At 33.7% G+C, this 8,764-nt stretch carries 8 protein-coding genes; 6 read left to right on the top strand and 2 right to left on the bottom strand.

Annotated elements, in window-relative coordinates; genetic code table 11:
- The first annotated feature begins 227 nt into the window (after positions 1–227).
- Entirely contained in the window at positions 228–617 is a 390-nt protein-coding gene (locus ACSQ6I_RS07270; RefSeq protein WP_438889700.1) for a hypothetical protein, read from the top strand.
- Positions 568–1,530, top strand: a complete 963-nt coding sequence (locus tag ACSQ6I_RS07265; protein ID WP_438889699.1) for a DUF6414 family protein — start codon at positions 568–570, stop codon at positions 1,528–1,530. The genes ACSQ6I_RS07270 and ACSQ6I_RS07265 overlap by 50 nt, the downstream gene beginning before the upstream one ends.
- A 253-nt stretch (positions 1,531–1,783) precedes the next feature.
- Here ACSQ6I_RS07265 and ACSQ6I_RS07260 read toward each other — a convergent pair whose 3' ends face one another.
- Positions 1,784–1,951 (bottom strand): hypothetical protein, encoded by a 168-nt coding sequence (locus ACSQ6I_RS07260; RefSeq protein ID WP_438889697.1) that lies wholly within the window; start codon positions 1,949–1,951, stop codon positions 1,784–1,786.
- Between the two features lie 238 nt (positions 1,952–2,189).
- Between ACSQ6I_RS07260 and ACSQ6I_RS07255 the strand changes: the two genes are divergently transcribed.
- On the top strand, positions 2,190–3,965 hold the full coding sequence (locus ACSQ6I_RS07255) for a protelomerase family protein (protein ID WP_438889696.1): 1,776 nt from the start codon (positions 2,190–2,192) through the stop codon (positions 3,963–3,965).
- Between the two features lie 606 nt (positions 3,966–4,571).
- Here the strand turns inward: ACSQ6I_RS07255 and ACSQ6I_RS07250 are convergent.
- Positions 4,572–4,907, bottom strand: coding sequence for a hypothetical protein (locus tag ACSQ6I_RS07250; RefSeq protein ID WP_438889694.1), 336 nt, complete (start codon positions 4,905–4,907; stop codon positions 4,572–4,574).
- A 490-nt stretch (positions 4,908–5,397) separates the two neighbouring features.
- Here ACSQ6I_RS07250 and ACSQ6I_RS07245 point away from each other — a divergent pair, with 490 nt between their 5' ends.
- From ACSQ6I_RS07245 to ACSQ6I_RS07235, 3 genes are all read left to right on the top strand, one after another.
- The gene (locus tag ACSQ6I_RS07245; protein ID WP_438889693.1) at positions 5,398–6,249 is read left to right on the top strand and encodes a hypothetical protein; all 852 of its coding nucleotides are present in this window, start codon (positions 5,398–5,400) and stop codon (positions 6,247–6,249) included.
- Positions 6,250–6,589: 340 nt separating this feature from the next.
- Complete coding sequence (locus ACSQ6I_RS07240; RefSeq protein ID WP_438889692.1) at positions 6,590–7,552, top strand: hypothetical protein; 963 nt, start codon at positions 6,590–6,592, stop codon at positions 7,550–7,552.
- Entirely contained in the window at positions 7,545–8,081 is a 537-nt protein-coding gene (locus ACSQ6I_RS07235) for a hypothetical protein (protein WP_438889690.1), read from the top strand. Before ACSQ6I_RS07240 ends, ACSQ6I_RS07235 begins: the two co-directional genes overlap by 8 nt.
- Positions 8,082–8,764 lie beyond the last annotated feature (683 nt).

Raw genomic sequence — 8,764 nt, 5'->3', positions numbered from 1 at the left:
AGGGCTTATGACGGCCAGCCTACTACAGACGTAGTAGTGAAGTTTGACGACATTTCTACACCGGAGTCTATACCCCAGGATTGAACCCAGATTAGTCTGTTTAACCCTGCTTTAACGACTTGAATACACCAGAATCTATACGGGTGTAAATTAAACAAGCTTTGACTTGTTTTAAAGAATAAGGGATAAATTTTACCGATGCAGTCATTGTTTATCCTCACCCAGTAATGGTTCTAGCTGATTTTGAATATCAAAGACTTAGTAGATTTTTTAATAAAGTAAAAGAGTACACGAGTGTGAATAATTTAAATTGTTGCCAAAATGATGTAAATTTAGCTTTGGGTACTATTCTAAAGATATCCAGCCAATATCACTGGAATATGAATAACCCTAACTCCGATGCAAATCTTGATATAGATCAAATAATTGAACAGATAGCTGATGTATCTTACAAGATAGCTAATGGGATAAAAAATAAATGTGGAAGTAGAGAGGAATTTGAAAAAACCACTGAAGATTTAAAACTTAAATCAGCTTTAGAGCAACAACAATATCAAGAGGAATTTGATGAAAGAAAAAGACAGATTAGAGATAAATTTAGAAAAAGAAGGTATTGATTTTAGTTTAAAGCACTTTATTTATTTAGATAAAAATAAACTACATTCTTACTCTTCCCAATTATTAGGAGGAATAATACAGTCAACGAAATTAGTAGAAACTGAAGGAACCAGGAAAACGAAATCGCCCGATGAAGAGTATTCAGAAATATTAGAAGAAATTGGTGGTGAAGGAGAATTAACAGCAGGGGCTAAAAATGTTTGGGGTGGAGTAAGTGGAAAAGGATCTTACAAAAAAACTACAAAAAATGGTTTAAAAAAAGGAATTAATAATCAAACCGAAGAGTTGTTATCTTCATATATGGAAGATATCATAGAGCATGATGATGGATATTTGAAACTAGAGGAAATTTTAATTAGTAAAGGAATTTTGAAAGAAATAACTAGTTTAGAAGAATTAGAAAAATATTCCTCATTAGTAAAAATAACAGGGGTTTGTAGATTTGTTGATTGGGATTCTATTATTGAAGTATTTAAAATTGATAGTATTATTAATAATTTTTTAGAAAACGAGCAGCAACAAGAACAACTCTCTTCTGCTGCTAAAGGGTTTAAACAAAATTCTCAACAAAAGAAATCTGCAATAAATACTTTTAAAGATTCTTTGAATGTAATTAAAGCATTTTCGATTGGTTCTGTTACTGTTAATACAAAAGTATCAAATTTGCATTTAATAGGTTCAATAAATCAAGAATATCTTCGTCTTACGAGAGATCAGCTTAGGTCTGCATACATTATGCCAGGTGATGTAGAAATGATAATAGTTGGATTTATTCCAAGAAGAAATATGGAAAAAATTACTTTCCCTGGTTTAGTTGGGATGTTAGATTTAACAGGTTTTTGGGAATTTTTAGGAGGAGAGATAGATGTAGTAATAGAACCAATAGCTATATACACTGAAATTAAACATTAACTTAAACCTGTCAACAAATATTGACATAATAAAACAACCCTTGATACAGTTGAGTTACCACACAACAACTTATACTAAAGGTTACTTTGTCTGTATTTGCCCAGTTGGACGATGAGAATCTTTCTTATTGGAATCAGACAAAGCCTGTTATGCCTTGGGAGTTCAGGAAAGCTAAAAATAAATAATTTTAAATAGCCACAAAAAAGCCTTTAGAAATTAATCTAGAGGCTTTTTTGTGGCTATTTAGCTATTATCAGAAAGGCGTTCTACCTGTTGTCACAACTTCCTTGAGATATGCGGTAGTGTACTCATCCCCAAGGGCTTTATCAGCCGCAAGAGGTAAGCCGATCGCAACATCAAATTTAGCAGTGTGCTTGTCGTTGATTGGTTTGGTGGATTTGGAAGATGTTAGAGTTGTCATGAATTTATTTTTTTGAGTGATGCGGGTTAGCAGCCCGCTTTTTCTGTGGTTTGTTCAACCTGTTAATACTATATCCTAACTAGTTAGGTTTTGTCTAGCAACTTGTTATAATAATATATTAACTAGTTAGCTAGTACCTATAAGTTATTCTGTTATGATTTACCATAACAAGTTATTGACTTATTCTAACTAGTTAGTTATAGTATTAACAGGTTGAACAAATAAAGGATTTAAGAAAATGTCTAAAGCAGTTCAGGAGGAGGTTGATAAATTATTTGAGGCAGTCAAAGACCTGCACTCACTGGAAGAAATCAAGCCACACTGTGAAGCATTCAACGAATTTATCAACACTAAAACTACCTATAGCAAAGACAGTCTAGGAACAGTTTTGAGTCGTGTTGGCTTCTACAAGAAATTTAAATCTATTAAATTAGAGCAGGGTAAAAACGCCGAATTAGTAGAAAAGTTTGACGGTGAGGGTAATGTCAAAGGACACGAACTAAAACACTATGTTTTAGAACTCTGTGGACTAGATAAAGCCGATTGGGTAGAACGAAATACCACAACACGGGTAAACGACCGATTAGTAAATGACGGTCAAGAGGTTAACCCAGAGACTTATTTAGAAGTCACTGGTAAATTATTGGACAGTAATGACCCTCACGAATTAGCAGTAGGTTTAATTGCTGCCACTGGTAGAAGGCCACATGAGATTTTAGCCCGTGCCAAGTTTTCACCAGTTGAGGGTCAAGAGTATTGGGTAATGTTTGAAGGTCAAGGTAAAAAACGTGGTGAGAAACCAATATTTAAAATTGCTACCCTATACCCTGCAAGTTATGTAATTCAAAAACTGAACCAACTACGCAAAGACACCAGAGATTTTGTCAAGGGAATAGAGGCAGAATTTAAGGGTGATATAGCGGCTCAAAATCGCACGATTGAGAATAGACGTGGTAATTCATTACGTCGTGTGGTGCAAGAATATTTTGGCGGTAAAGAAACAGAAACACCAGTATTAAATTTTAGAGACAGTGAAGACCAAAACGACTGTAAAGCATTAAGAGCAGCTTATTTGTGTTTAGCAACTGATAGGGATTGTAAAGGTTCACTCGGTTCTAAAATGCTACACGCTGCTAAATTAGCGGGTCACTTTACTAATGAAAAGCCTACAGATGATGATTTAAGAAACCTTGTAACTACCCTTGGTTATGCTGACTACTTCACTACTAAATCCGTACCATTCATGACACTTAAATCAATGACAATCGAAACAGAGAAAAAATCTAAAATTACTATTTTAGAGCATGACTTAGAAGCTATCAGAAACCTACAGAAAGAATGGGAGTTACCAAACCAACAATCAGTTATTAATAAATTAATTGAAAACTTTAATAACCGTAAAGAAGCCGCTAAACAACTGTTAGAAGCTAATCAAAGAATTGCCCAATTAGAAACCAAAATTAAGGATTTAGAAGCAATGGAAACTACACAAGCAACCGTCACTACTGCCATAGATACAGAAGCTTTAGAAGCCATGATTGATGCTAAAGTATCAGCCGCAGTAGAAAAAGCATTGCAAGGTTTACCAGTTGCCACAATTCCCGCCGCGATCGTTCCCACTACCACAACTCAACAAACTGCCAAAGACAGAAACCAAGATGAATTACAGGGAATGACTAACGCTGAATTGTGGGCATCCAAAAAGAATGGTGTAGCTGAGGAGAAAATCAGACGGTGTTTTAATGCCATGACTCTGTACAACGACACTATAGCCACTGGAGACAATGACCGGATAGCAATTACAAACATTGCTCTAAGTCAGTTGTCAGGTACTAACCGTCAAGTCGTTGGTGGATGGGTAGAAGTTCATAAAGATGAAATCATCAGCCATAACGCTAAGTATGGAATGCACAATAGCAAAGAACCATCTAGCCCCACAACCTACTACAACAAAGGCAGGGATACTGACACGATTGTAGGGAGAATCAAAGCTGAGATTTTAGAAATAGAGTAGGAAAATTGCCATCGCATTCTGTTAATTGCTCGCGCCCCAATTTAGAGTCGTTAAATATAGCAGTGGTAATTGTGGAGAATGAAGTGATTACCTTGTCTTAAAAGTGTAATTATTATTGCCAGTTTAAGCAATTAAATTTGCATAAACTGGCAATGAATTCTTCACCTTTATCCTTCTATTATTTAATCAAACGCACAATTTAGTGCTTCTGATTACAATTATTGAGCCTATCTTCCGCACCCTCAACTGTCACAATCGGTTTTTACTGTTTTTTGTGATGACATGAGGATGTATTGTATACTAAATCTCAAGGAATTAACGGATGCATGATGCCGGAAAGGAATAATTTATATCCAAAAATCAAGAGAAAATTAAGTGATAATACTATGTGACACCCCAGGGTGCGGAATGTGGGATTGAGGGTTTGCAAATGTCTAACCTATTATTTACAGAACTAACTATTAAGCAACAAGAATTAGGGAGCAACGCGAAAACGTGAGGTGGCGAAATCGGGTACGTAAATAGCCTATTTTGGGATGCGAACGCAACGAAAACACCTAATTTTGTTGAGAATTTAGTGGTGTAATTGAGAATTAAAACCCGAACTCACAATAAGTTAATATCTGCACTGTGCCAATCTGGGCGGAGTTGAATAATGGCATCATAGAGATTAACAGCAATTAAGCGGCTCATAGTAACAATCATGGCTTTGCCTTTGTTTACCTGTTGCCGTGCCTCAAAGTGGGTGACAATATCTAGGGCAATCTGTTTTATTCTTTTAGTAGAACCGACAATTCCCTCTAGGTTGGTTTCCTTAGCTTTGGCTTTTTGGGTGCTGCTGAGGTCTTCAAAGCTGAGGTCTTCGTCTAGTTCATCTAGGAGTTGTCTACCTGCTGCGTCTAAATCCACTGGCACTAAGCGGCTTTCGTAATAAATCGGCACTGTTGCTCCATCGATGCATACCCAAGAAAAGCACACGGACTGTTATTTACTTAAAAATTGCTAAAACCTATATAGGGTAGGAGTTTCAAGACCATCTTGCAGGTTTTTACTTCTATCTCGGCTCAATACTTATATAATACTGAGAATGAACTTAAATTTTTGATGAAGTTAGTTATAAATACTGATATTCATGATATATAAATATAAGTGAAAGTTTAAAATTTACAAAAACGTCGTTAAAGTAGCTTTCGTGCAACAATTTACGCTAAAGCTAGGAAGGAGATATTAAAAGCAATTCTAGCGATAATAAAACTTGTCTAATTTGTATTCTTGTGAGGTTAAATTAAGTTCTTAAAGAAAGAATTAGGATTGTAACTTTTTCAGAAAGTGCTAGACTGCTTCTCTTTTAGGCAAAATTTTTGAAGCGTATAAGTTTTTTTACGATTGTTATTAGAACGTCAAGACATACATTTTGAGGAAATTTAATAAAATGAGAAGTTCAATAGGCAAAATCATAAATTTTAAAGGGGCTGTAAAACTCCTTGTACTTTCTTCTTTCCTAACTCTAGGAATAGCAAATAAAAGCTATGCTACCAACAACTGTGGTCTTGGGAGATGTCAAGGACTGCCTTCCGAAGTTGGTTCAGCAAGTTTTCAAGAAACAATAAGTGATTGGATAAATATTGTTCCTCCTAAGCCTGTGATCCCTGGATCTTTCAATGCAAATAAGGAAGATCCTAGTAATGAAGATGATAGTTTTTTATATTATCTTAATATTGATAGATATCGTAGCTATAATTTATTTGAAAGAATTACACAAACTAGAAATAATAGTTGTACATCTTGTGCTAGTTCCGTAAAACAAACATGGACATATCAAAAGAGCCATACTTCAATTTTAACTGAATCTTTTACAACTCAACTTCAAACCCTGTTTAACTCATCATTGGGTACGATTGGACAACAAGTTAATACAAGTTTAACTTTTACAGATCAATGGAATAATCAAATAACACAAGGAACAGAGATTACAGAGGAAAATATTAATTGCTGTAGTGTAGTAGCTTGGTTTAGGCAATATAAAATTACAGAAATTCAACTAGATATTGGTTATCAAAAAGATTATTTTGGCGGATGGGAAAATCATTTCCTTCCCGATAAAACATTAAAATCAATAGAATTTATAGGGCTTGATCGGAGAACAGCGCAGGGAGTATGTACAACTCCTGAACCATCATTAATAGCATCTTTATTCTTGACAGTAGGATTTGCATTTACATCAGTTAAAAAAACACGTAAAAGGGTAGGAAAATTATTAGAACATGATACCGCATTAAGCTGAAAAGCTTTACTAGGTAAATGAACACGTAATCGCCAGTAATTTAAGGATTACTGCATCTACCAACATGAATTTCAAGGCTATACTGGCTTTGATAGCTGCCTCAAGGTCTTGTGATTGGCTAGACTGTGCCAAGTGGGGAGTTTTGTACGCTAAGAAATTAGATCAATCGCCAAAAGCCTTGCCATTAAAGATTTTTGGCATTCAACTTTCTTGGAATTTTTTAACGCTCATTGGTCTGAAATCCAAAAAATTTCATTGAAAAAAGCTTTTTGCCATCATTATTCATCTGTACTTATGTTAAAGTCTATACGTAAATATTGTTGACTCCGTTTTTTATTCTATGTCTAAATTTTCTTTGGCTCCTTATACTCTAAAAATCAAACAAAAAGATTCATCTCAGTATTATTCTTTTTCTAAAATTATTGGTTCAGATTTTTTTGATATAATTTATAATTACTTAGATATTGAACTACGCAATCCTTCAATTAATTCTGGCGCTACAGAAATTTTTAAAATTAATAAATTACAAAAATCTGAACGTATTATTAGCGGTTTATTTGAAACAGGAGAAAATGGTTTTGGTTCTAAACTGGTAAATGTTCCAACTGGCAAAATATCTTATCAAAAAAGTCCTCAAGAAGCAGAACTTATTCCATATTATTTTATACTCAAATTGCCACCTTTGGCTAAAGTAGGGATTATCATTTTTCAAAGATTTAAAAATTTAGGCATAAAAGATTTATTTTTCAGATATTTATCTCAATATCTTCTTGATAAATTTAGTAATAAGTATATTCTTGAAATGAATCCTTTAATACCTACAGATTTATTAAAAAAATATATTGAAGGTAGAATAGTTCAAGTAAGGTTTATAAAACGTGGTTTTCCTAGTGATAAGTTTGTAGCTAATATAGACGGTTTTCCTGATGATAAAGAACATAATTTTACAGGCAGGTCTGAATTGGTTTTAGCTGCGCCTAGAAAGGGTAATTTTCCAGCGTGGTTTTGTTCACAATTAAATACTAATATTGACAAGATTGTGAAAGATTCTCATACTCCTTTATCCAGTCTTATAGAGTTATCTGGATTTGATTATGAAAATGTAAAAATAAAGGTACAAGTCGGAAAGAATTATAAAACGATTGATTTATCTCATACAGATAAGCTAAGATATTATGAAGATATTTCTAAGATTAAAGTAGATCCTAGCGGACATCCAGAATTTGATTCAATAAATTTTGAAGCTCAAATTCTTCTTGAAGAATTAGCTTTATGCGTTTGGGGGGATAGGGCAGATGTCTAAACTTTTCGCTAAAATCAATGTTTTAAATATAATAAAAGACCATTTAGATACTTTAATAAACTATAATTCTTTAAAAAGATCAAAATCTGATGCTATCTTATTTTTTGCTGTTCCGTTAATTTTAAGTATCACTCTTGTTTTTTTTAAAATTACAATCAATAAGGATTTTATTGGCGTATTAATTAATATATTTGCTATTTTTGCAGGACTTTTATTTAATCTTTTAGTATTAGTTTACGATGTGATTTCTAAAGTAGTTAAGTCATCTAATAATGCCAAATCAACTAAGTTAAGGTTAAGTCTTCTAAAAGAGATTTATTCTAATATCTCTTTTGAGATTTTGTTAGCTTTATTTAGTACAATTATACTATCTATTTCTATATTATTTACTAATAGTATATTAATTAATATTTCTTCTTTTTTGGTTTTCTTTTTAGTTGCTTTATTTACTTTAACCTTATTGATGGTTTTAAAAAGAGTTCATAAGCTTTTATCTGATGAGATTGATGAGCATAGTAATTCTATATAATAAATAATTATAAATAGAGTTTCCAAAAAGGTTTGTTTTTGGAAATGATTATGATCCAGATGAAATGTACAAAAATTTATGCCCATGTTAAGAGCGATCGCCCTCAACGCCCACCCACCAAGAGAACCCCGTGAAGGGGTTTAATTATTGGGAACGAATAAAGCCAAAGCATAAAGAAAGAGAAGCCATGTAGAGGCAAAGGGGCGGTCATAGGGGTTTAAACGAGTTCACTTAAACTACCCAGAAAAAATATAAATCAATTTTTTGAAAAGTTGCGTAGTACAGTTGTAGGCGATTGTAACAGGAAAGAAAGGATAAACCATTGCGTAATATGTCCCATACTCTGGGGATTATATATAAATAGAAAGCTGTGGGGTGTGGGACGGTCTAAAGCCTTGTGGTGAAAGAGTTACAGCCATTGGGTTAAGGAGTAATTTAAGAGGTAATTTTGGGACTGGGGACTGGTAAAAATAAGCTTTCAGCCACTACCGAGTTAGGGATAAAGAAATAGTAAGAAGTCGCGGGAATTGCCTCTAGGATGCCATTAAAGAGCTATTAAGATGCTTTGTGGTAGATTGTGCATTTATCAAATTTATAAAACTTAAATCGCGTTTTTAGTGGTATGGGGAATTAGAGATTGGGGATTGATAAAAATGCCGGGGGAAAATTAGCAAGTGGTGCGA

This window comes from Anabaena sp. WFMT, from assembly GCF_051781005.1.
Classification (GTDB): domain Bacteria; phylum Cyanobacteriota; class Cyanobacteriia; order Cyanobacteriales; family Nostocaceae; genus Anabaena.
Note: the sequence above shows the minus strand (reverse complement) of the source record. Positions and strands in the feature narration are given on the sequence as shown.